Origin of the sequence: Comamonas endophytica, from assembly GCF_023634805.2 — a bacterium.
Lineage (GTDB): Bacteria > Pseudomonadota > Gammaproteobacteria > Burkholderiales > Burkholderiaceae_C > Comamonas > Comamonas endophytica.
On the sequence record NZ_CP106881.1, the window covers coordinates 1928402 to 1951736 of the forward strand.

General features: G+C 67.8%; 18 protein-coding genes. 10 read left to right on the forward strand and 8 right to left on the reverse strand.

Annotated features, from left to right (window positions below):
* The first annotated feature begins 6 nt into the window (after positions 1–6).
* Positions 7–1407, forward strand: coding sequence for a peptidylprolyl isomerase (locus M9799_RS08640; protein ID WP_231042849.1), 1401 nt, complete (start codon positions 7–9; stop codon positions 1405–1407).
* A gap of 12 nt (positions 1408–1419) precedes the next feature.
* A complete protein-coding gene (rsmA, locus tag M9799_RS08645; protein WP_231042848.1) occupies positions 1420–2190 on the forward strand; it encodes a 16S rRNA (adenine(1518)-N(6)/adenine(1519)-N(6))-dimethyltransferase RsmA in 771 nt (256 codons plus the stop codon).
* 183 nt (positions 2191–2373) lie between these two features.
* Here the strand turns inward: rsmA and M9799_RS08650 are convergent, their stop codons facing one another.
* Both M9799_RS08650 and M9799_RS08655 read right to left on the reverse strand, forming a co-directional pair.
* Positions 2374–2799: a barstar family protein gene (locus M9799_RS08650; RefSeq protein WP_231042847.1), complete on the reverse strand. Its 426-nt coding sequence runs from the start codon at positions 2797–2799 to the stop codon at positions 2374–2376.
* Between the two features lie 713 nt (positions 2800–3512).
* A complete protein-coding gene (locus M9799_RS08655) occupies positions 3513–5834 on the reverse strand; it encodes an NADP-dependent malic enzyme (RefSeq protein WP_231042846.1) in 2322 nt (773 codons plus the stop codon).
* Positions 5835–6204: 370 nt separating this feature from the next.
* Here M9799_RS08655 and M9799_RS08660 point away from each other — a divergent pair, with 370 nt between their 5' ends.
* Together M9799_RS08660 and M9799_RS08665 are read left to right on the forward strand one after the other, a co-directional pair.
* On the forward strand, positions 6205–7236 hold the full coding sequence (locus tag M9799_RS08660) for a Bug family tripartite tricarboxylate transporter substrate binding protein (RefSeq protein ID WP_231042845.1): 1032 nt from the start codon (positions 6205–6207) through the stop codon (positions 7234–7236).
* 264 nt (positions 7237–7500) lie between these two features.
* On the forward strand, positions 7501–7863 hold the full coding sequence (locus M9799_RS08665) for a hypothetical protein (RefSeq protein WP_231042844.1): 363 nt from the start codon (positions 7501–7503) through the stop codon (positions 7861–7863).
* An 86-nt stretch (positions 7864–7949) separates the two neighbouring features.
* On the opposite strand, the gene M9799_RS08670 is transcribed toward M9799_RS08665, so the two are convergent.
* The gene (locus tag M9799_RS08670; protein WP_231042843.1) at positions 7950–8198 is read right to left on the reverse strand and encodes a DUF2061 domain-containing protein; all 249 of its coding nucleotides are present in this window, start codon (positions 8196–8198) and stop codon (positions 7950–7952) included.
* 143 nt (positions 8199–8341) lie between these two features.
* Between M9799_RS08670 and M9799_RS08675 the strand changes: the two genes are divergently transcribed.
* Both M9799_RS08675 and mnmA read left to right on the forward strand, forming a co-directional pair.
* On the forward strand, positions 8342–8911 hold the full coding sequence (locus tag M9799_RS08675) for an NUDIX hydrolase (RefSeq protein ID WP_231042842.1): 570 nt from the start codon (positions 8342–8344) through the stop codon (positions 8909–8911).
* Between the two features lie 82 nt (positions 8912–8993).
* Entirely contained in the window at positions 8994–10127 is a 1134-nt protein-coding gene (gene mnmA, locus M9799_RS08680) for a tRNA 2-thiouridine(34) synthase MnmA (RefSeq protein WP_231042841.1), read from the forward strand.
* 89 nt (positions 10128–10216) lie between these two features.
* On the opposite strand, the gene M9799_RS08685 is transcribed toward mnmA, so the two are convergent.
* Both M9799_RS08685 and M9799_RS08690 read right to left on the reverse strand, forming a co-directional pair.
* Positions 10217–10570 (reverse strand): DUF1428 domain-containing protein, encoded by a 354-nt coding sequence (locus tag M9799_RS08685; RefSeq protein WP_231042840.1) that lies wholly within the window; start codon positions 10568–10570, stop codon positions 10217–10219.
* A gap of 108 nt (positions 10571–10678) precedes the next feature.
* Entirely contained in the window at positions 10679–11725 is a 1047-nt protein-coding gene (locus M9799_RS08690) for an alpha/beta hydrolase (protein ID WP_231042839.1), read from the reverse strand.
* 186 nt (positions 11726–11911) lie between these two features.
* Here M9799_RS08690 and M9799_RS08695 point away from each other — a divergent pair, with 186 nt between their 5' ends.
* Positions 11912–12892 (forward strand): DMT family transporter, encoded by a 981-nt coding sequence (locus M9799_RS08695; RefSeq protein ID WP_231042838.1) that lies wholly within the window; start codon positions 11912–11914, stop codon positions 12890–12892.
* A gap of 89 nt (positions 12893–12981) precedes the next feature.
* Here the strand turns inward: M9799_RS08695 and ssb are convergent, their stop codons facing one another.
* Both ssb and M9799_RS08705 read right to left on the reverse strand, forming a co-directional pair.
* A complete protein-coding gene (gene ssb, locus M9799_RS08700) occupies positions 12982–13542 on the reverse strand; it encodes a single-stranded DNA-binding protein (RefSeq protein WP_231042837.1) in 561 nt (186 codons plus the stop codon).
* 157 nt (positions 13543–13699) lie between these two features.
* Positions 13700–14881: an MFS transporter gene (locus M9799_RS08705; RefSeq protein ID WP_231042836.1), complete on the reverse strand. Its 1182-nt coding sequence runs from the start codon at positions 14879–14881 to the stop codon at positions 13700–13702.
* Between the two features lie 217 nt (positions 14882–15098).
* Between M9799_RS08705 and uvrA the strand changes: the two genes are divergently transcribed.
* The 3 genes from uvrA (at position 15099) to M9799_RS08720 (ending at position 22189) form a co-directional block, all read left to right on the forward strand.
* Positions 15099–18143, forward strand: a complete 3045-nt coding sequence (gene uvrA / locus M9799_RS08710; protein ID WP_422688832.1) for an excinuclease ABC subunit UvrA — start codon at positions 15099–15101, stop codon at positions 18141–18143.
* Between the two features lie 300 nt (positions 18144–18443).
* Positions 18444–19589 (forward strand): NAD(P)/FAD-dependent oxidoreductase, encoded by a 1146-nt coding sequence (locus tag M9799_RS08715; protein ID WP_231042835.1) that lies wholly within the window; start codon positions 18444–18446, stop codon positions 19587–19589.
* A 131-nt stretch (positions 19590–19720) separates the two neighbouring features.
* Positions 19721–22189, forward strand: a complete 2469-nt coding sequence (locus M9799_RS08720) for a glycerophosphodiester phosphodiesterase family protein (RefSeq protein WP_263724882.1) — start codon at positions 19721–19723, stop codon at positions 22187–22189.
* Positions 22190–22365: 176 nt separating this feature from the next.
* On the opposite strand, the gene M9799_RS08725 is transcribed toward M9799_RS08720, so the two are convergent.
* Positions 22366–23334 carry a M14 family metallopeptidase gene (locus M9799_RS08725; RefSeq protein WP_231042834.1) on the reverse strand — a complete coding sequence of 323 codons (969 nt, stop codon included), beginning with the start codon at positions 23332–23334 and terminating at the stop codon, positions 22366–22368.
* Position 23335: the final 1 nt, after the last annotated feature.

Sequence of the window (23335 nt, forward strand, 5' to 3'; positions counted from 1 at the left end):
ACCAACATGCGTCTTTCCTCACTCAACCCCCGCACCCTTGCCATGGGCCTCGTGTGCCTGGCCACTCTCGCCGCTGGCGGTGCCCAGGCGCAGGGCCTGCGCCCGTCCGGCGGCACGGGTGCCTCCCTGTCGAAGGCGCTGGACAGCAGCGTCCGCGCCGTGCCCGGCAATACCGGCGTGCGCTCGGCGGATTACATCGTGGCGGTGGTCAATTCCGAGCCGGTGACCAATACCGAAGTGCGCAACCGCATGGCGCGCGTGGCCCAGTCGGTCTCGGAGCAGGGCGGGAAGCTGCCGCCCGAGGACGTGCTGGCACGCGAAGTGCTCGAGCGGTTGATCGTGGAAAAGGCCCAGCTGCAAAGCGCGCGCGAACAGGGCCTGAAAGTCGACGATTACGCCGTTGAACAGGCCGCGCAGAACGTGGCGCGCCAGAACGGCCTGTCGCTCGAGCAGATGCTGGCACGGCTGGCTTCCGATGGCATCAGTGCCACGCGCTTTCGCGAGGAACTGCGCAGCCAGCTGCTGCTGCAGCGCCTGCGCGAGCGCGAGGTCGACGGCCGGGTGCGCGTGAGCGAGCTGGACATCGACCAGTACATCAAGGAGCAGCGCAGCAGCGGCGACCTGTCCGCCACTGCGCTGAACCTCGGCCATGTGTTCATTCCCGTGCCCGAGAACGCGGCGCCCGCGGTGGTGGCCGAGCGCGAGGCGCGCGCGAACGAGGCGCTCGGGAAGCTGCGCGCCGGCCAGGATTTCGCGGCCGTGGTGCGCGAATATTCGGAAGCGCCCGAGGCGCGCGAGGGCGGTGCGCTGGGCATGCGCCCCGCGGACCGCTATCCGGAGCTGTTCATGCGCGCCGTGGGCGGCTCCCCCAAGGGTGCGCTGATCGGGCCGCTGCGCTCGGGCGCGGGCTTCCACCTGCTGAAGGTGCTGGACCGTTCGCAGCAGGGCGTGCCCGCGGTTGTGACGCAGAACCATGCCCGCCACATCCTGCTGCGTCCTTCGGAACAGCTCAACGAACGCCAGGCCGCCGAGCGCCTGGCCGACTATCGCCGCCGCGTGCAGGCCGGCCAGGCGCGCTTTGAGGATCTCGCGCGCGACCATTCCCAGGACGGCAGCGCCAAGCAGGGCGGCGACCTGGGCTGGGCGGGTCCCGGCGCCTATGTGCCCGAGTTCGAGGAGGCGCTGAACCAGCTCCAGCCGGGCGAGGTGAGTGCTCCGGTGGTATCGCGCTTTGGCGTGCACCTGATCCAGCTGATCGAGCGCCGCCAGGCGACGCTGACACCGCGCGAGCAGCGCGACATGCTGCGCAACGTGGTGCGCGAGCAGAAGCTCGAAAAGGCCTACAGCACCTGGGTCCAGGAAGTGCGCGGGCGCGCCTATGTGGAATACCGCGATCCCCCGCAATAAGAGTAGCCAGTTTTGAAACACATTCCCCGCAAACGCTTCGGCCAGAACTTCCTGACCGATGGCGGCATCATCGATGCCATTGTCGACGCGATCGACCCCAAAGCCGGCGACCCGATGGTCGAGATCGGCCCCGGCCTGATGGCCCTGACGCAGCCGCTGGTCGAGCGCGTCGGCCGGCTCACCGTGATCGAGCTCGACCGCGACCTGGCCTTGCGGCTGCGCCTGCACCAGCAGCTCGAGGTGATCGAGTCGGATGTGCTTAAGGTCGATTTCACCGCCGTCGCGCAGCAACTGCAGACGCAGCAGCTGCGCGTGGTCGGCAACCTGCCCTACAACATCTCGACGCCCATCCTGTTCCACCTGCTCGAGCATGTGGATGTGATCCAGGACCAGCATTTCATGCTGCAAAAGGAAGTCATCGACCGCATGGTGGGCGCGCCCTCTACGGCGGCCTATGGCCGGCTGTCGGTGCTGCTGCAGTGGCGCTATGCGATGGAAGAAGTGCTGTTCGTGCCGCCCGAGAGCTTCGATCCGCCGCCCAAGGTCAACAGCGCCGTGGTGCGCATGGTGCCGCGCGCCGCGCCCGCGCCTGTGGACAAGCACCTGCTCGAGGAAATGGTGCAGGTGGCCTTCAGCCAGCGCCGCAAGCTGCTGCGCCACACGCTGGGCCGCTGGCTGGAGGACAAGGCTTACGGCGGCGACTTCGATGTGAAGCGCCGCGCCGAGGAAGTCTCCGTAGAGGAATATGTGGCACTTGCCGCAGAATTGGCCAGCACCCCCTGAGCGGCTTTGCGGCAGGCGCCGAGCCCGCTTCCCCTCTCATCCTTCGGTGGAGGGGGACGCCCGGCCAGGGGGGCCCGCCTAGGGCGGCCCGCGCAGGGACGACGCCTTCGGTGCGGGGGCCCGCCTAGGGGGCCCGCCTAGGGGCGGCCCTTCCTCGGCGTCCCTCGGCTGGAGTCCGCCAAGTTATAGAAACGAGTAGAAGCAGCGGAACGAGATCTTGCGCTCGGCCCAGTAGTCGGCCGCATCGCGGAAGCTGTCGAGCAGCTGCTCGCGCACTTCCTTGTCGAACTTCGTGGTGGTCGGGATCTGGTCCAGCACCAGGATGAAACCCGGCTGCGGTCCGGCCTTGTGCAGCGGATCCGTGAGGCAGTCGTAGAGCGCATCGAAGTTCTTGCCGAAATGCGCCGGAAAGATGAACTGCGTGGCAATCAGGTCGAGAATGTCCTGCTTGGTCTGGGCATGCGCCAGATTGGCATACAGGAAGTGGTTGCCCAGCACCTTGGCGGCCTCCTGCAGGTCCTGCACGCGGTAGGCGCGGATCGATTGCACGATGTTCTGGCGCACGTTACGCAGCGGCAGCTCAGGGGTCTTACGAAGTGGTGTTTCCATCTCCGCGGATCTTTCTTGGACAGGACTGTCCACAATCGGGGAGGGCGCAAGAATGCTGTCGCCCGGTTGCGAAAAATAAGACGGGGCAAAGGGCCCCTCATGGCACCCTTCGCGGCCCTGGCCGGCGAATACTGGTTGCGTCTTCATCGATGATGTTGGTAAAAGCTGGCGTAACGGTCGCGGGTGTCATCGCAGGCATCGGGCACCCGCAGCTCCGGGCCACCGCAATCTCGCAAGCGCGGCGTCTTGACGGTATATTCCTGGCAATAGACCCGTTTGCAGCTGGACGGGATGCGCCCGCGATGGCCAAAGACGCTGCCGCCCACAGGCCTGCCGGCGCGCATCGATCCATGCATCGCATGCCCCCGCAAGGGCCGCTCCGGCCGTGCGACAGCAGACAATTGCAGGGCCGAGCCAGCCCTGCACGCTGGCGCCATCCATGGCGCAACGGCAAAGGCTGTCCCTGAAAAAATCGCATGACCAGTCTGAAAACAACGGGCGGCGACAGCCTTCGGCATCTAAAACCTTTCAGAAACCCAGGTCATGCCTGAAATTTCGACCTGCTAGTGTGCCGTATCACCCCTCAAAAAGCAAGCGCCTGCCCAAATTTTGGGCAGGCGCTTACATTTGCGGAGGACCGTGTCCGGCGGGGCCGCTGCAGGCCTGGCGGCGCAGGCCAGGCTGACGTTGCCCGGGCCTGCCGCCTTTGTGGATCAGCGCGCGGCGTTGGCGTCGGCCACCGTCAGCGCGGTCATGTTGACGATGCGGCGCACCGTTGCGCTGGGTGTGAGCACATGCACCGGCTGGGCGGCGCCCAGCAGCACCGGGCCGATGGCAATGCCGCCGCCGGCTGCGGTCTTGAGCAGGTTGTAGGAGATGTTGGCCGCGTCGATATTGGGCAGCACCAACAGGTTGGCGTCGCCGACCAGGGTGCTGTTGGGCATCAGCGCCGCGCGGGCCTTGCCGTTGAGCGCCACGTCGCCATGCATTTCGCCGTCGACCTCGAGCCAGGGTGCCTGCACCCGCAGCATCTCCAGCGTGGCGCGCATCTTCACGGCGCTGGGCTGCACGCTCGAGCCGAAGTTCGAATGGCTCAGCAGCGCGCACTTGGGCTTGATGCCGAAACGCATCATTTCCTCGGCCGCCATGATGGTGATCTCGCACAGCTGCTCGGGCGTGGGATCGTAGTTCACATGGGTGTCGACCAGGAACACCTGGCGTTCGGGCAGCAGCAGGCCGTTCATGCAGGCGAAGGTCTCCACCCCGGCACGCTTGCCCAGCACCTGGTCGATGTAGTTGAGGTGGTGCGTGGTCTGGCCCCAGGTGCCGCAGATCAGCCCGTCGACCTCGCCCTTGTGCAGCAGCATCGCGCCGATCAGCGTCAGGCGGCGGCGCATCTCGATCTTGGCAATGGGCGCGGTGATGCCCTTGCGCTCGGTCATGCGGTGGTAGGACTGCCAGAAGTCGCGGTAGCGGTGGTCGTCCTCGACGTTCACCACGTCGTAGTCGCGGCCCTGCTCGAGGCGCAGGCCGAACTTCACGATGCGCTGGGCAATGATGGCCGGACGGCCGATCAGCGTGGGGCGGGCCAGATGCTCGTCCACCACGATCTGCGCGGCGCGCAGCACGCGTTCCTCCTCGCCTTCGGCATAGGCCACGCGCTTGCGCGTGCCCTGCTTGGCCGCGGCGAAGATCGGCTTCATGGTCGAACCCGAGGCATAGACGAAGGTCTGCAGGTGCTCGCGGTAGGCGTCCATGTCCTGGATCGGACGCTGGGCCACGCCGGATTCGGCCGCTGCCTGCGCCACTGCCGGCGCGATCTTCATCATCAGGCGCGGGTCGAAGGGCTTGGGGATCAGGTAGTCGGGCCCGAAGACCAGCGGCTCGCCCACATAGGCGGCTGCCACTTCCTCGCTCTGCTCGGCCTGCGCCAGGTCGGCAATGGCATGCACCGCGGCGATCTCCATCTCCAGCGTGATGGTGGTCGCGCCGCAATCGAGCGCCCCGCGGAAGATATAGGGGAAGCACAGGACGTTGTTGACCTGATTCGGATAATCGGTCCGTCCCGTTGCCATGATGGCGTCATCGCGCACGCTCTTGACGTCTTCTGGCGTGATCTCCGGGTTCGGGTTGGCCAGGGCGAAGATCACGGGACGGGCGGCCATGCGTGCCACCATTTCCGGCTTGAGCACGCCGCCAGCGGACAGGCCAAGGAACACATCGGCATCGACGATGACCTCCGACAGCTTGCGCATGTCGGTATCGCGCGCGAACATGGCTTTATCGTCGTCCATCAGCTCGGTACGACCGGTATAGACCACGCCGGCCAGGTCGGTCACGAACACGTTCTCGCGCCGCAGGCCGATCTCCAGCAGCAGGTTCAGGCAGGCCAGGGCCGCCGCGCCGGCGCCCGAAGCCACGAGCGTGACCTCCTCGATCTTCTTGTTGGCGACCTTGAGCGCATTGATCATGGCCGCGGCCACGGTGATGGCCGTGCCGTGCTGGTCATCGTGGAACACGGGAATCTTCAGGCGCTTGCGCAGCTCGCGCTCGACATAGAAGCACTCGGGCGCCTTGATGTCCTCGAGATTGATGGCGCCAAAGGTCGGCTCGAGCGCGGCAATGACCTCGACCAGCTTCTGCGGGTCCTTTTCATCGATTTCGATGTCGAAGACGTCGACGCCGGCGAATTTCTTGAACAGGACGCCCTTGCCTTCCATGACCGGCTTGGAAGCCAGCGCGCCGATGTCGCCCAGGCCTAGCACGGCCGTGCCGTTGGAGATGACGCCGACCAGATTGCCACGGCTGGTGTACTTGAAGGCGGCGTTGGGATCCTTGACGATCTCCTCGCAGGGGGCTGCCACGCCCGGGGAGTAGGCCAGCGCCAGGTCGTGCTGGTTGGCCATGGGCTTGGTGGCCGCGATGGCTACCTTGCCTGGCTTGGGGAACTCGTGGTATTCGAGGGCTGCACGGCGCAGCAGCGCGCGTTTGTCGGTAGGGGTGGCAAGGGTAGAAGAAACCGTAGTGTCGGACATCAAGCGTCTCCAGCTCGAGGGTGAATCCAATCCGCGGCAAAAGCTCGAGCAGGCCAGCGGATTGCTTATTTATGGGGGTGGCCCGCATCCATGCAGGCCGTGTCTGCGGCGGCCCGGGCCGGTTGTCCTGCGTGTGGGCGCTTCGTAGGCGCCTCATTGTAGGCTCAGTGCCATACATGGCACGCAGCTCGGCTTGCGCGGCAGGGGACAAAAAGCGGTAACCGGGGCGCAACCCATGCCCGGCCTGCAGCAGTGCACCACGATGGGGCGGAAACTGTCGCGTCGATGCAGATCTGACCTGATTTGCCGGACGGGAAACGGCGTTATGCTTGGCGCCGGCAATAACGCTAACCCGCATTAAGAGGAATTCATGTCTCTGTCCCGCTCCCGTGCTTTTCCCGCTTTCCGTGCCACCCGCCGCGCGTCCATGCGCGTGGTTCTGGGCATTGCCGTCGCCGCCGCGGCGTTTGCTGCCCCCTTGGCGCAGGCGGCGAGCCCTGCGGCCTATCCCACCAAGCCCATCCGCCTGATCGTGCCCTTCTCGGCCGGTGGTTCGACGGACATCCTGGGCCGCCTGCTGGCGCAGAAGATGGGCGAGAACATGAATGCCACCGTGGTGGTGGAAAACAAGCCCGGCGCCAATGGCACGCTGGGCTGCGACCAGCTGGCCAAGTCGCCCGCCGACGGCTACACCATGGTGCTGGGCGATGTGGGCTGCATGGCCATGGCCGTCGGCCTCTACACCAAGCTGTCCTATGACCCGCTCAAGGACTTCGCCGACGTGAGCCTGGTGGCGCGCAGCCCGCTGGTGCTCACCGTGGGCACGCAGAGCCCGTTCAAGTCGCTGGCCGACCTGACGGCCGCCGCGCGTGCCCAGCCGGGCAAGCTCAACTACCCGTCGTCGGGTACCGGTGGCCCGAACCACCTGGGCGGCGAGCTCTACGCCATGCAGGCCAAGGTCAAGATCAGCCATATCCCCTACAAGGGCAGCGCGCCTTCGGTGGTGTCGCTGGTGGCCGGCGAGACCGATTTCGGCTTCCTGACGGCCGTGACCATCGACTCCCAGCTCAAGGCTGGCAAGCTGCGCGCGCTGGCGGTGGCGCACAACGAGCGCCTGGCATCGATGCCCGATGTGCCGACCATGGACGAGCAGGGCCTCAAGGGCTTCCAGGCCGATGCCTGGTTCATGGCCTCCGTGCCCGCAGGCACTCCCAAGCCCGTCATCGACCGCCTGTACACGGAGATCGCCAAGGCGCTGTCCGATCCACAGGTCAAGGCCAAGCTCGATGCCATGGGCGTGCTGCCTTCGGCGCTCAACCCCGCGGCATCGGAAGAGTTCCACAAGGTCGAAGTGGCGAAGTGGCGCGCTGTGATCAAGAACGCCAACATCACGCTGGACTAACGGCGCCTTTGTCCTGCAGACCGCATCGCCGCTTGGCGCCATGATGGGAGCCTGGCCTGGCGGTGCAAAGGCAGTTTCGTGCCCAGCAGCCCGTCATCCTTCGACAGGCTCAGGACGAACGGATCACCCCCACCGTTCGCCCTGAGCCTGTCGAATGGCGTTTCAGGGCGGGGCGGTCGAGATGAAAACGACCTAGCCGCCGCAGGCCCTGTCAATGGAGGTACCCCGATGCGCTGTTTTTCATTTTCCCTGGCGGCTGCCTGCGTGGCCGCACTTGCCCTCGCGGGCTGCGATTCCCGTTCCGGCTCCGATGGCATGCCGATGGCCCAGCCCTCGGCTTTCGACCAACCCGCACCGCGCGCCCCGGTGCTGGCCGATTCCAATCCCGTGCCCACCCCGCATCTCGAGACACAGCATGCTTCGAGCCAGCCGTTGCCCGCCGCGGTGCCGTTGCCGCCGCGTCCGGTGATCCAGTCTTCCGGCGGCGCGCAGGACAGCAACCAGGCCAATGGCGGCTCCAGCCCGGCGGCGGGCTATGCCAGCGGCATCACCGATGCCCGCGGCGATGGCGACAGGCACGAGCTCGATGGCGGCAAGAACAGTGGGTCGGGAGCCAGCCGCCAATGATCCGGCGCTGCCTCAGCTGACCTGCGCCCAGGCCGCCAGCCGCTGGGCGGCCCAGGCTGCAAAGCACTGGGGCAAGCTCTGCGCATTCATTGCGCGGCTCCCAGTGCCGGCTGCGGAGCCTGGCGTGCCTGGGCACGGTTCCAGGCCTTCTCATGGAAGAAATAGGCCACGGCCTGCACCGAGGGCTCCAGCAGGCTCAGCGTCAGCGAAGCCCAGAAATTGCGCGTGACCGCATAGGCGACACAGGCCGCCACCATGATATGGATCATGTAATAGCTGGCGGTCTTCAGCAGGGTGGGTTGGTTGGCGCGAAGCAGTTGGCGAAGGCGGAGCATGGAATTTTCTGAAGTCTGGAACTGAGTCAAATGATATTGATTCCCATTGCCATGGTCCAATTGATTGGATGGAACATGTCCATAGCCTGCGGCATGGATATGCGCGTTGCATATGCAGTGCCTAACGAAAGCCGCAGGCGATAATGCGTGTTATGCCTGATCGCTGGAAACCCAATGTCACCGTGTCCGCCATCATCGAACGAGATGGCCGCTTTCTATTGGTCGAGGAAGAAACCGCCGACGGATTGAAGCTGAACGTGCCCGCGGGCCATCTGGACCCTGCGGAATCCCCCCTCGATGCCTGCGTGCGCGAGGTGCTGGAGGAAACCGCCTTCGGCTTCACGCCCACGGCGCTGGTGGGCGTGTACATGAACCGTTTCACGCGCACGCGCAGCGGGGCCGACATCACCTACCTGCGGTTTGCGTTCACGGGCGAGCTGGGCACGCACCATGCGCAGCGCGCGCTGGACGACGGCATCCTGCGCACGGTGTGGATGACGCTGGCCGAGCTCGAGTCCAGCGCCGCGCGCCACCGCAGCCCGGTCGTGCTGGAGTCGGTGCGCGACTATCTCGCAGGCCAGCGCTTCGATTTGTCCATGCTGCATGTGGACGCAAGCGTCTACGAGGGGCCGGTGCCCTCCAGCCGCGGGGCCGCCCAGCGCGGGCCGGACCGGCGCGCCGCGGACCAGGTGAAGGACGGCACAGGCCGCTGATCCGTGCGCTCCCCGCGCGCGGGAAGGCGGTATTTGCCCCCACCACACGGCTGCGCGCGGTGGCTGGGATAATCGCCCCCCTATGACAAAACATCGGGTGGTGGTGGGCCTTTCGGGCGGCGTGGATTCGGCGGTGACCGCTTATCTGCTCAAGCAGCAGGGCCATGACGTGGTCGGCATCTTCATGAAGAACTGGGAAGATGACGACGACAGCGAATTCTGTTCGTCCAATATCGACTTCGTCGACGCGGCGGCCGTGGCCGACGTGATCGGCATCGAGATCGAGCACGTGAACTTCGCGGCCGAGTACAAGGACCGGGTGTTCGCCGAGTTCCTGCGCGAATACCAGGCCGGGCGCACGCCCAACCCCGACGTGCTGTGCAACGCCGAGATCAAGTTCAAGGCCTTCCTCGACCACGCGATGCGCCTGGGCGCCGAGAAGATCGCCACCGGCCACTATGCGCGCGTGCGTCAGAACCTCGAAACGCAGCGCTTCGAGCTGCTCAAGGGGCTGGATCCGTCCAAGGACCAGAGCTATTTCCTGCACCGCCTGAACCAGGCACAGCTGTCGAAGACCATGTTTCCCGTGGGCGAGCTGCACAAGTCCGAGGTGCGGCGCATTGCGGAGGAAATCGGCCTGCCGAACGCGAAGAAGAAGGACTCGACCGGCATCTGCTTCATTGGCGAGCGGCCCTTCCGCGACTTCCTCAACCGCTACATCAACAAGGAACCGGGCTGGATCCTCGACGAGCGCGACCGCCGGCTGGGGCGCCACCAGGGCCTGTCGTTCTACACGCTGGGCCAGCGCCAGGGCCTGGGCATCGGTGGCATCAAGGACAAGAGTGCGCAACGCGGCGGCGGCGAGCACCAGCCATGGTTCGTTGCGCGCAAGGAGCTCGACCGCAACGTGCTGCGCGTGGTGCAGGGCCATGACCACCCCTGGCTGTTGACGCAGCAACTCGATGCCGACAACGCCAGCTGGGTCGCGGGCGAGCCCCCGGCCGCGGGAAGCTATGGCTCGAAGACGCGCTACCGCCAGCCGGATTCGCCAGCCGTGATCAGCCAGGCGGGCGAGGCCACCTTCCGCCTGGACTTCCCCGAGCCGCAATGGGCGGTCACGCCGGGGCAGTCGGCCGTGCTGTATGACGGGGAGGTCTGCCTGGGCGGAGGGATGATTTCCGCGGTGGCGGCGTATTCGGAGCCAGCACAGGGCTGAGCCCGGGCGCGCCCTGTCGCCACGCGGCCCGTCTGTTTTCGAGGGCCGGCCCAGGGCAACCCATCCCCGGAGTCTTGCGCCGGCTGCGCCTATTCGTCGAGCAGCGGCACGAAACCGCCAAAGATCATGCGCTTGCCGTCAAACGGCATCTGTTTGTCCATGCCCTCGAAGCGCGGGTCCTTCATGGCCTCCTGGTTGACCCGGTCACGCACTTCGCGCGACGGGTATTCGATCCAGGAGAACACGACGATCTCGCCGTCCTCGGCCTTGACCGCGCCGCGGAAGTCGGTCAGCTTGCCTTCGGGCACATCGTCGCCCCAGCACTCCACGACGCGCGTGGCGCCATGGTCCTTGAAGACCTGGGCCGCGCGGGCCGCGAGTTCCAGGTATTGCTGCTTGTTGGCGGCCGGCACGGCGACCACGAATCCATCGACGTATTTCATGGCGAGGCTCCTGCAAAAGGAGGCCCATGCTCGCAGAAGACAACGGCCTGATGCGGCTGCAGACCACATCAGGCCGATGGTCAATGGCCCCGGCCGGGGTGCGATGCCTCAGTAGCCGCTGAGCGACTGGCGCAGGCGTTCGCCCGCATAGGCCTGGGCTTCGCGCGCCTTCTCCAGCACCGCCGCGGCGCCGAAGAATTCATGCGCCACGCCCTCGTACTCACGGCGCTCGACGGGTACCTGCGCGTTGCGCAGCGCATCTTCCAGCTTGGCGCCATCGCTGCGCAGCGGGTCCAGGCGGGCGTTGATGATGGTCACCGGCGGCAAGCCGCGCAGGTCGGCGTCGATCAGCGACAGGCGCGGGTCGTTGAGGTCCTCCTGCGTGCGGATCAGGTGGTCGACGAACCACTTGATCATCGCGCGGTTCAGCGGCTTGGCGATCGCGTTCTCGAGATAGGACTCGGTGTTGAGGCTGGTCTGCGCCACCGGGTAGACGCTCAGGATGTGGCGCGGCATGGGCAGGCCGGCGTTGCGCGCCGCAAAGGCGGTGGCCACGGCCAGGTTGCCGCCCGCGCTTTCGCCGGCCAGGGCCAGGCGCGTGGGGTCGCCGCCGATGCGCGCCGCATGCTCGGTCAGCCAGCGGTAGCTGGCCAGCGCGTCTTCCCAGGCGGTGGGGAACTTGTGCTCGGGCGCCTGGCGGTAGTCGACGGAGACCACGATCGCATGCGCCTGCCTGGCCAGGCCGCGCGCGCCGCCGTCATAGACTTCCTTGCTGGCGATGACCCAGCCGCCGCCGTGGAAGTAGAGGATCACGGGCAGGCCGGCGGGCGAGGCCGCGGAATCGTGCGGCGTGTAGACCGTGGCCGGCAGCACCACGCTGCCGGTGTCGATGGACAGCGGCATGGCGCGCACGCCCGGCACCAGCACCTCGGGGTCGGTGGAGCGTCCTTGCAGCGTCAGCAGGTGGTGCACCGCATCGGCCGCCGTGGGCTGGCGGCGCGCTTCCTCGGCGGACAGCTTCTCGATGGCCTTGGGGTGCAGCGCATCATGGGCCTTGGCCAGCTCCAACTGGTCTTCGTCGGCACGGATCGCAGCCACTGCGTTGGACAGCGCATCGATGATGGGGTTGGGTTCGCCGTGCTGGTCGTTGCTCATGACGTTGACTTTCTCGAATGGTGTGGACCAATCGACTGTAGGGAGGAGGCCCAGTCCGTTGCGTCGGACGGAGCGCCGGCTGCTTGTGGCCGCTTTTTTGCAGGCGTCGTGGCCTGCCGGCGGATTTTTGCGTTCCGGCAGCCATCGATAGGGCTGATCGAACTGCTGGCGCGCATAGCATTGCGCATGTCCCAGATGTCCCCGTCCATACCCGCTCCATCCCGCAACCGCACCGCCACCGGCATCGCCTATGGCGCAGGCGCAGGAGCGCTCTGGGGACTGGTCTTCCTGGCACCGGAGCTGGCCGGGGAATTCGGGCCGCTGCAGCTGAGCGTGGGACGCTATCTCTGCTACGGATTGATCGCACTGGCACTGATCGCGCCGCGCTGGCGCGGGCTGCGCGCCCATGTCTCGCGCCGCCAGTGGGGCCAGCTGTGCTGGCTGGCGCTGGCCGGCAACACGCTGTATTACGTGCTGCTGTCGGCCGCGGTGCAGATCGGCGGCATTGCCATGACCTCGCTGGTCATCGGCTTCCTGCCCGTCGCCGTCACGCTGATCGGCAGCCGCGACCATGGCGCCGTGCCGCTGCGGCGCATGCTGCCCTCGATGCTGCTGTGCGCATTGGGCGCGCTGTGCATTGGCTGGCAGGCGGTTGCGGCTCCCGTGGCGGGCGATGCCAGCCAGCAGTTGCTGGGCCTGGCCTGCGCCGTCGGCGCGCTGGTGTCGTGGACGGCCTTTGCGGTCGGCAATGCGCGCTGCCTCGGGCGGCTGCAGCAGGTCACGGCCCATGAGTGGAACCTGCTGACCGGGCTGGTCACCGGCGCGCAGAGCCTGCTGTTGCTGCCGCTGGCGCTGCTGCTGGAGAGCACGCAGCACGGCGCGCATGAATGGGCGCGGTTTGCCGCGGTGTCGGTGGCTGTGGCGGTATTTGCTTCGGTGATCGGCAACGCCCTGTGGAACCGCATGAGCCGCCTGCTGCCCCTGACGCTGGTGGGACAGATGATCCTGTTTGAAACCGTCTTCGCGCTGTTCTATGGGCTGTTGTGGGAGCAGCGCATGCCGACGCTGGCGGAGATGGCCGCCTTTGTCTGCGTGGTGCTGGGGGTGCTGTCGTGCCTGGCGGCGCACCGGCGGCCGGCGGCGCGCGAAGCGGTGCCGCAGGCCTGAGCGCACGAGCCACGCAAACCGCCGGCCCATGAAAAATGCCCGAAGCGGCAGGCGCTTCGGGCATTGGTGCGGTCCGGAAAGAACCGGCTTCAGAACGGGATGTCGTCATCCATGTCGTCAAAGCCCGAAGCCGCGCGCTGCGGTGCCGGAGCCTGTGCCGGAGGAGCCATGCGCTGGGCAGGTGCGGGCGCGCGGGGAGCGGCTGGGGGCGCCGCGCGGCGCGGGGCTTCGTAGCCGCCGTTGCCGCCACCGTTGTCGCCATAGCCGCTGTCGTCGCCGTAGCCGCCGCCTTGCTGGCCGCCGCCCATGCCCTGGCGGCTGCCCAGCATCTGCATGGTGTCGGCGCGGATTTCCGTCGCGTAGCGTTCCTGGCCCGAGGCCTGGTCGGTCCACTTGCGCGTGCGCAGCGAGCCCTCGACGTAGACCTGCGAGCCCTTGCGCAGGTACTGGCCGACGATCTCGGCCAAGCGCCCGTTGAACACCACGCGGTGCCATTCGGTGGCTTCCTTGTTCTCGCCGGTGTTCTTGTCGCGCCAGCGGTCGGTGGTGGCGATGGTCACGTTGGCCACCTGGTCACCGCTGGGGAAGGTGCGCATTTCGGGATCGCGGCCCAGATTGCCGACGATGATGACTTTGTTGACGGATGCCATGAAAAACCTCGAAAGATAGGTAGCGCGAACCAGAAGATGAGGGGGCCCGCGCCAGATGCTTGGATTGCGCCGTTCCCCCCGGAAACGCCGCAGATGGAGAGCATATCCTGTTGTCCAAGACTTCGGGCAAACCCGTGATCTTGCAATGGGTGGGCGCTCAGTGGCCGCCGGTTTTACCTACGGGACGCAGCGGCCAGGTCACGGTCAGCCACAGCGCCGTGAGCGCCGCCGTCACCACGAACAGCCCCGGCATGCCGGCCCATTTGGCGATCGCGCCGCCCAGCGCGCCGCCGGCGAACAGGCCCAGCGACTGCAGCGTGTTGTAGCTGCCCAGCGCCGCGCCGCGCAGCGGCGTGGGCGCCATGCGCGAGACCAGGCTGGGCTGGCTGGCCTCGAGGATGTTGAAGCCGCAAAAGAAGATCAGCATCAGCAGGCCCATGAGCCACAGCGAGGGGGCGGCGCCGCTGAGCGCCACGGCGCCCAGGCCCAGCTGCACGACCAGCACCAGCGCGATGGCGCCGAGCAGCGCCATGCGCAGCTTGCCCCGGCGTTCGAGCGAGAACATGCCGCCCATGGCAATGAACGACAGCAGCACCGCGGGCAGGTAGATCTGCCAGTGCGCGCCTTTGGCGAGCCCGGACTGCAGCAGCAGCGCCGGCACCGCGACCCACATCGCCATCTGCACCGTGTGCAGGATGAACACGCCCAGGTTCAGGCGCAGCAGATCGGGCTGCCGCAGCAGCTCGACGAGCCGGCCGCGCGGCATGTCCTTGTGCTTTTGCGGCTCGGGCGGCACCACCCACAGCACGACCGCCACGCCGGCCAGCGCCAGCGCGAAAGTGAAGCCGAACACGCCCGACAGACCCGCCCAGGCGGCCAGCACCGGGCCGGCCACCAGCGCCAGCGCGAACATCAGCCCGATCGAGGCGCCGATCAGCGCCATGGCCTTGGTGCGCACCGCGTCGCGCGTCTGATCGGCGAGCAACGCCGTGACGGCGGCCGAGACCGCGCCCGCGCCCTGCAGGCCGCGGCCCAGCAGCAGGCCGGTGAGCGAATCCGCCAGCGCTGCGACCAGGCTGCCGGCGGCAAACACCAGCAGGCCGATGACGATCACGCGCTTGCGGCCGAAGCGGTCCGAGGCCAGGCCCAGCGGCAACTGGAACAGCGCCTGCGTCAGGCCATAGATGCCCATGGCCAGGCCGACCAGCGCCGGATCGTCGCCGCCCGGGTAGCGGCGGGCCTCGAGCGCGAAGACCGGCAGCACCAGGAACAGCCCCAGCATGCGCAGCGCGAAGATCAGCGCCAGGCTGCCACTGGCACGGCGCTCGAGCGGCGTCATGGTGGAGGAGTCCAGGGCGGGTGCAGCCGCGGAAAGGGGGGAGGTCGTTTGTGGCACGCGCAACAAATGCAATGGATGGGCAAGTGATTGGGGAAAGGCAGCGGCCGCGCGCGGCCTGCAATAACAGCCCCGATTGTCCGTGATCTGCAAGTCCGGCACTCGCCAGGGGCCAGGCTCACTATCATGCTAGGTTTCCCCGCATGGAACGCCCGCGCCCGTGAACGACCCCACTCCTTCCTCTTCCGAGCTGGCCGGCGGCGCCGATTCCGGCCGCTACCTGGGCCACGCGCTGGCCCAGGCGCGCATCAGCATCCGCGGAGCGCGCACGCACAACCTGAAGAACGTCGACCTCGACATCCCGCGCAACCAGCTGGTGGTCATCACCGGCCTGTCGGGCTCGGGCAAGTCCAGCCTGGCCTTCGACACGCTCTATGCCGAGGGGCAGCGGCGCTATGTCGAGAGCCTGTCGGCCTATGCGCGCCAGTTCCTCGGAAGGCTCGACAAGCCCGATGTGGACCTGATCGAAGGCCTGTCGCCGGCGATCAGCATCGAGCAGAAGGCCACCAGCCATAACCCGCGCTCCACCGTCGGCACGGTCACCGAGATCAACGACTACCTGCGCCTGCTCTACGCGCGCGCGGGCACGCCGTACTGCCCCGAGCACCATCTGCCGCTGCAGTCGCAGACCATCAGCCAGATGGTCGATGCCGCGCTGGCGCTGCCCGAGGACACCAAGCTGATGGTGCTCGGGCCGCTGGCGCGCGAGAAGAAGGGCGAGTTCAGCGAGCTGTTCGCGCAGCTGCAGGCGCAGGGCTACGTGCGCTTTCGCATCGACGGAAAGATCCATGAAGTTGAGTCGCTGCCGCAGCTGCAGAAGAACGAGAAGCACTCGATCGACGTGGTCATCGACCGGCTCAAGGTGCGGCCCGACGCCGCGCAGCGCCTGGCCGAGAGCTTCGAGGCCGCGCTGCGCGCCGGCGGCCAGGAGGCGGGCGGGCGGCTGATCGCGCTGGAGATGGACACCGGCGTGGAGCACTGGTTCAGCGCCAAGTTCGCCTGCCCGATCTGCAGCTACTCGCTGCCCGAGCTCGAGCCGCGGCTGTTTTCCTTCAACTCGCCGCAGGGCGCCTGCCCGACCTGCGACGGCCTGGGGCAGACCGAGACCTTCGATCCCGAGCGCGTGGTGGCCTTTCCCTCGCTGAGCCTGGCCAGCGGCGCGATCAACGGCTGGGACCGGCGCAATGCCTATTACTTCACGCTGCTGGAAAGCGTGCTCAAGCACTACGGCGCCGACATCGAGCAGCCCTTCGAGGAGCTGCCCGAGCCGGTGCGCAACGCCGTGCTCTGGGGCTCGGGCGAGGAGGCCATCGCCTTTGCCTATTTCACCGACAGCGGCAAGAACAAGAGCCAGCCGCTGATCAAGCACCACCCCTTCGAGGGCGTCATCCCCAACATCACGCGGCGCTACCGCGAAACCGACTCCAGCGTGGTGCGCGACGACCTGGCGCGCCTGCGCAGCACGCGCTGCTGCCCCGACTGCGAGGGCACGCGGCTGCGGCGCGAGGCGCGCTGGGTGCGCATCGGCGAGGGCGAGCAGCAGCGCGCGATCTACGAGGTCAGCCGCGCGACGCTGGCCGAGGCCCATGCCTGGTTCGCGCAGCTGAAGCTGCAGGGCGCGAAGGCCGACATCGCCGACAAGGTGGTGCGCGAGATCACCGCGCGGCTTATGTTTCTCAACGACGTCGGCCTGAGCTACCTGAGCCTGGACCGCAGCGCCGAGACGCTGTCCGGCGGCGAGGCGCAGCGCATCCGGCTGGCCAGCCAGATCGGCAGCGGCCTCACGGGCGTGATGTACGTGCTGGATGAACCCAGCATCGGCCTGCACCAGCGCGACAACGACCGGCTGATCGCCACGCTGCAGCACCTGCGCAACATCGGCAACAGCGTGATCGTGGTCGAGCACGACGAGGACATGATGCGCGCCGCCGACCAGATCATCGACATGGGCCCGGGCGCGGGGCTGCACGGCGGGCGCGTCATGGCGCAGGGCAGCTATGACGAGGTGCGCGCCAACCCCGATTCGCCCACCGGGCGCTATCTGGCCGGAACGCAGACCATCGAGGTGCCCAAAAGGCGCACGCCCTGGCTGCCGGTGGTGAAGTCGGCCGAGCCCGCGGCGGCGCCGGCCAAATCGCGCTTTCCGGTCTCCGCCGCGGCGCAGCGGCGCGCCGAGCGCCAGGCCGAGCATGTCGCGCGCCAGGGCGCGCTGCAGGCCATCAGCGTGGTCGGCGCGCGCGGGCACAACCTGAAGAACGTCACGGTGGAGTTTCCCGTGGGGCTGCTGACCTGCGTGACCGGGGTCTCGGGCTCGGGCAAGAGCACGCTGGTCAACGACACGCTGTACGCCGAGGTCGCGCGCCAGCTCTACCGCGCCAGCGAGGAGCCCGCGCCGCATGACGAGGTGGTCGGCATCGAGTATTTCGACAAGGTCATCAATGTGGACCAGTCGCCGATCGGGCGCACGCCGCGCAGCAACCCCGCGACCTACACCGGCCTGTTCACGCCGATACGCGATCTCATGGCCGAGACCGCCACCGCGCGCGAACGCGGCTACGGCCCCGGGCGCTTCAGCTTCAACGTCGCCGGCGGGCGCTGCGAGGCCTGCCAGGGCGATGGCGTGGTCAAGGTCGAGATGCACTTCCTGCCCGATGTCTACGTGCCCTGCGATGTCTGCCACGGCGAGCGCTACAACCGCGAGACGCTGGAGGTGCAGTGGAAGGGCCGCAACATCGCGCAGATCCTGCAGATGACCGTGGAGGATGCATACGCCTTCTTCCAGGACGTGCCGGCGATCGCGCGCAAGCTGCAGACGCTGCTGGCCGTGGGGCTGTCGTACATCCGCCTGGGGCAGAGCGCGACCACGCTGTCGGGCGGCGAGGCGCAGCGCGTCAAGCTGGCGCAGGAGCTGAGCAAGCGCGACACCGGGCGCACGCTCTACATCCTCGACGAGCCGACAACGGGCCTGCACTTCGCCGATATCGACCTGCTGCTCAAGGTGCTGCACCAACTGCGCGACGCGGGCAACACCATCGTCGTGATCGAGCACAACCTCGATGTGATCAAGACCGCCGACTGGCTGATCGACATGGGCCCCGAGGGCGGCGCGGGCGGCGGCAACGTGGTGGCCACGGGCACGCCGGAGCAGCTGGCGGCGCACGAGGGGAGCCATACGGGGCATTATTTGAAGAGGTATCTGGGGTAGGGCGGGGGCCTTTCTGGAGGGCTGGCCGTCATCCTTCGTCCTTCGGCAAGCTCAGGATCAGGACGAACGGTTGTTGCGTTCGTGGTGAGCTTGCCTGGGCGGCCCCGTCGAACCATGGACGTCCTGCCCTTCACTAGAGGGCGGGCCGTTCATCCTTCGACAAGCTCAGGACGAACGGGTATGCGAACGTCCTGCCGCAGGATCACCACTGGCTTGCCCCGCACCCCCGCACCGACAGGCAAGCCGGCCCCCGCGTACAACCATAGTCAATGGACAGAGTTTTCCCGCCAAGGAGATTCCATGGCACCCATTGATTTCGTGGTGGTCGGCGCCGGCATCGCGGGCGCGTCCGTGGCCTGGCAATTGGCCGGGCGCGCCTCGGTGCTGGTGCTCGAGCGCGAGAGCCAGCCGGGCTATCACTCGACGGGACGCTCGGCGGCGCTGTTTCTCGAGCATTACGGCCCCTCGCAGGTGCAGGCGCTGACGCGCGCCAGCCGCGCTTTTTATTCCTCCCCGCCCGCGGATTTCATGCCCGGACCGGTGCTGAGCCCGCGCGGCGCGCTGTATGTGGCGCGCGCCGACCAGCGCGCGCAGCTCGAGGCGGCGTATGCCGAGGCGCGGCTGCATTCGCAAGCCGTGCGCTGGCTGGAGCGCGATGGCTTGCTGGCGCTGGTGCCCTGCCTGCGCGCGCAGGTGGTGGAGGCCGGCTTTCTGGACGAGAACGCGCGCGACATGGAGGTGCATGGGTTGCACCAGGGCTTCTTGCGCGGCCTGCGTCTGCAAGGCGGGCATCTGCGCTGCGCTGCCGAGGTCGTGTCGCTGGCGCCGGACCCGGCCCAGGGCTGCTGGCGGATCGACCTGGCCGATGGCAGCCGCATCGCGGCGCGCCATGTGGTCGATGCCGCGGGCGCCTGGGCCGACGCGCTGGCGGCGCTGGCCGGCATCGCGCCGCTGGGGCTGGTGCCCAAGCGCCGAAGCGCCTTCACCTTCGCCGCGCCCGCGGGCGTGGACACGCGCCACTGGCCGGCGGTGATGGGGGTGGACGACAGCTTCTATTTCAAGCCCGATGCGGGGCAGATGCTGGGCTCGCCGGCCAATGCCGACCCGACCACGCCGCACGACGTGGTGCCCGAGGAAATCGACGTGGCGACGGGAATTTTCCACATCGAGCAATACACCACGCTGCAGATCCGCCGGCCCTCGCATACCTGGGCCGGCCTGCGCTCCTTCGTGGCCGATGGCGAGCTGGTGATCGGCTGGGACGCGCCGCCCGAGCCCGGCCGGCCGGGCTTTTTCTGGCTGGCGGCACAGGGTGGCTATGGCATCCAGACCGCCTACGCCGCCGGCCTGCTGGCGCGCAACCTGCTGCTGGGCGAGGCGCTGGACATGCAACTGCAGGCCCAGGGCGTGCAGGCCGAAAGACTGTCGCCGGCGCGGCTGCGCTGACGCCATTCGGACTTGTCCACATTTTCATCCACAGGGGGCAGGGAACTTTCGCGTGCGATCTGTCACCCGCGCGCCACACGCCTGTCATGGACGGGGCGTAGATTCAGGTTTTTCCCCAACCCGAGAATACGATGAACAAGTCGAAGACAGTGGCGGCAGCCGTCCTGGCGATCAGCCTGGCAGCCTGCGGCGGAGACGGCGATGACAACACTTCGGTCCCGGCCGATCCCACGACCCCCACGTTGCCCACGCCCGAAATTCCCGTGACCCCCGCGCCCACGCCCGAAACCCCGGCGCCCGGCGAGCCCACGCCCGAGACCCCCGATCCCGTGGCCGAGGTCTACATCGACGAAAGCTTCGAAGGCCTGTCGGCGCTGCCCGCCGGCTGGACCACGCTGGCGGCCAACAAGGGCACGGTGTCGGTGCGTAACGGCAGCCTGTACATCGACGGCCGCGCCCACAGCACGCAGATGACCGCGGTGGCGCTGCCGGCCTCGCTGCAGGAGCTGGGCAACTACCGCATCGACGTGCAGTTCACGCTCGAGTCGCCCAACAACACCGGCCGCTGGGGCAGCGTGATGTACCGCACCTCGAGCGCGGACAGCGCCATTCCCCACGAGCCCTACTACCAGTTCGCCATCCGCGCCGATGCCACGGCCAGCAACGGCACCGAGTTCGCGCTGCGCAAGGGCGGCGCCTGGACCGTCGCGGGCACCAAGGCGTACAGCGAGGCCATCGACCCGGCCAAGGTCTATACCGCCACCGTGATCGTCCACGGCAACCGCGTGCGCCAGTACCTGGACAACACCCTGATGCATGACATGGCGCTCGACGCCGCCATGGCCAAGGGCGGCATCGGCCTGCAGACGGCCGGCGCGATCATGCGCGTCGACAGCATCAAGGTGACGCAGCAGCTGACGGCGTTGCCCGACGTCAGCAAGGTAATCACCGTTCAGGACACGGGCACACTGGCAGCCATGGCGCCGACGCTGGTGCAGTCCATGACGGCGCAGACCCGGCTGGCCGGCAGCGGCGCCAGCAACGCGCTGTTCCATATCGACGCCACCCTGAACCTGCGCAGCGCCAACGGCGAAAGCCTGGGTTCGCTGGCGCAATACCTTGCCCCGGCCGACCGCGCCACGATCCCCGTGCTGCGCATCGCCGACGACGCCACGGTGCGCGCGCTGGCGGCCTTCGCGGTGGACAACGACCTGAGCGACGTGACCCTGCTGTCCGGCGACATCGAACTGCTGGCGCGTGCGCGCACCGCCATCCCCGCAGTGCGCACAGCAGTGGACTTCTCGGGTTCCGCATTCCTGGGCAACACCTCGCAGGACATCCTGCAGGTCGTGAGTGCCACCAACCGCGCCAAGGCCAAGATCGCGGTGCTGCCGGCCACCATGACCAACCGCACGACGGTCGCCCATCTGCAGCGCCTGCTGATCACGCCCTGGGCCAGCTCGACGGCCACCAATGCCGCCGCGGCCGCCGAAGTGCTGACCACCGGCGTCAACGGCGTGGTGACGGCGCATGCCGACATCTACAGCGCGGTGCTGAAGAAGCTGCCCGCCGGCACGCTGCTGCGCAAGCCGCTGGTCATCGGCCACCGCGGCATGCCCGGGGACCGGGCCAATCTCACGGGCCAGTTCGCCGACGAGAACACGCTCGAGGGCGCCAGGGCCGCCGCCGCCGTGGGCGCGGATGGCATCGAGAACGACATCTACATGACCGTGGACAACCACCTGGTCATCATGCATGACACCACCGTCGAGCGCACCACCGACGGCGGCCCGCGCAAGATCGAGGAGATGACGCTGGCCGAGGTCAAGGCGCTCAAGACCCGTCCGGGCGGCTACTCGGTGCCCACGCTGCAGGAGTTCTTCACGGAATTCAAGGGCCGCAACCTCAGCCACATTGTCGAGCTCAAGAGCGCTTCCGCGGGCATCGTGCCGCTGCTCAAGCAGGAGCTCGAGCAGGCTGGCGTGAAGGACCAGGTGGTCACCATCTCCTTCCTGGGCGACCAGCTCAAGCGCATGGGCACCACGCTGCCGGACATCAGCGGCGGCTTCCTCAACTCCAATCTCGACAACGGCGATGTCGGCGCCGGCGTGCGCACCATCCTCAACTCCACGCAGCTGTATTCGTCGACCTACAACCCGGCGTACCAGGTCCTGAAGCAGCCGACGATGGAAGCCGCCAAGCACCGCGGCATCACCTTCTGGCCGTGGACGGTCAACAACGCGAACGATTTCTACCGTTTCTACAGCTACGGCACGCACGGCATCACCACCGACCACGCGTACCTGGCCAAGGACTTCCCGGTAGCCATCGCGACGGCCGCCACGGCCAGCGCCACGGCCGGCAGCCCGTTCAGCGCGGCGCTCACGCTGACCACGCAGGTCGGCGCCACCAGCACCGCCGCCAGCAACCAGCTGGTGGTGCTGGACGGCTCCCCTGCGCACAGCGTCGCGGCGGACGGCCGGGTGACCTTCACGGCCACCGGCACGGCCACCGTGCTGCCGGGCTACAGCTACAGGATGGGTGACGGCACCTACAGCTACACCATCTTCGGCAAGCCGATGACGGTGACGGTGCGCTGAGCGGGGCGCGCCTAGCGGGGCGCACCTAGCGGGGCGCACCTAGCGGGGCGCGCCCAGCGGCGCGGCGCAATGCAATGCAAAGGCCCCCATGCTTGCGGCATGGGGGCCTTTTTTCGTCCCGCGCAGGGAAGCCGCAGGAGTTATGCACAGGCGGCCGCCAGCGGCGGGCGGACTGGTCAGAGCGGCGCCGAGCGCGCGAAGCGCACCACGGTCACGCCGGGAAGGGCCTGGCGCACCGAAGGCATCACCAGCACGCAGTCGTCATAGGGCGTCACGACGGGCTCGCCGTCGTTGTCGCCGATCACCGTGCCGGCCTTGGGGAAGTGCTCGAGGCCGGTGAAGGGCGCGTTGAAGCGGAAATTCGCGCTCTTCGCCACCACCGGGCCGGTCACCGTCAGCGCGATCTGGGGCGCGGGGTCGGGCAGGCGCCAGCCGGGCAGCAGGCGCTCGGCCTCGGCTTCGTCGATGATCTCGGACGCCAGCAGGAAGCGCAGGCACTGGTCCTGCGCCACGCCGCGGCTGGCCGGATCGCCGTGGAAGCCGCATTCGATCAGCAGCGTGCGCGAGTCGCCGGCTTCCTCGTCGGGCAGGCCGAAGCGGCCGTAGTCGCGCAGGCGCGTGCCGTCCTTGTGGCCCGCGTCGATCACGATGTGCGTGGGCGCGCCCATCTGCTTGGCCAGCTGCAGGTTGCGCGGCTGCACGCCGGTCAGCAGCAGCGGCGCCGAGGGCTCGTGCATCGAATGCAGGTCCAGCAGCCAGTCGGTCTGGCGCACGAAGGGGCGCAGCGCGGCGGCGCGGCGGCGCTCGTTGCTGTCGGCCGCGTCCATGCGCTCGTCGCTCCACTGGCGGTTCAGGTCCTCGTCGGTGAAGCGCGACGCATCGTGCGAATTCACATCGAAGCGGTCGAACGCCTGCAGGTTGGCGAACACCAGCGTCAGCGTGCCCTGCTGCGGGCGCAGGCCGGCCTCGAGCAGGCCCTTGACGGCCCAGGCGCCGCTGAGCTCGTTGCCGTGCACCAGCGAGGTGATCATCACGTTGCGTCCGGGCACGCCCGAGTCGAAGCGCCAGACGCCCTCGGTACCGGTATTGCCCGCGCGCCAGGCGCTGATGTCCGGGGCCGGCAGGTCAAATTGCAGTGTGCTCATG